This is a genomic window from Parendozoicomonas callyspongiae (assembly GCF_023502345.1).
Taxonomy (GTDB): Bacteria; Pseudomonadota; Gammaproteobacteria; order Pseudomonadales; family Endozoicomonadaceae; genus Sansalvadorimonas; species Sansalvadorimonas callyspongiae.
In genome coordinates, this window is record NZ_JAMFLX010000175.1 from 1 (window position 1) to 278 (window position 278).

Here is a 278-nt window from a genome sequence, read left to right on the forward strand (position 1 = left end):
CCCTTCTATGGCCAAGACGCCCACCTGGTCACTCTGGTTGACCGCAAGAGCCGCTTTACACAGATAACAAGCAGCAAAATGTCGGTTAGCTTATGCTCAACTTTCCAGGGCTGGCGATAGTCTGGAAGTTTTGAAAAATGTTCTATCAAAGTAAATGCGTTCATGGTGCTACTTCAGTATTGGTTTATCCACTGAAGTAGCGGAGGTTTACAGGATTAGTTAAATTTTGACCAGGCTTTGAAGCCAGTGATAGCAAGGGTTTTCATGCGTTTTCCCTG

The 278-nt window shown here is 45.0% G+C and carries 1 pseudogene; it reads right to left on the minus strand.

Annotated features, from left to right (window positions below):
• Positions 1–59 precede the first annotated feature (59 nt).
• Positions 60–164: pseudogene (locus M3P05_RS20820) on the minus strand (transposase family protein); the annotation flags it as partial.
• Positions 165–278: the final 114 nt, after the last annotated feature.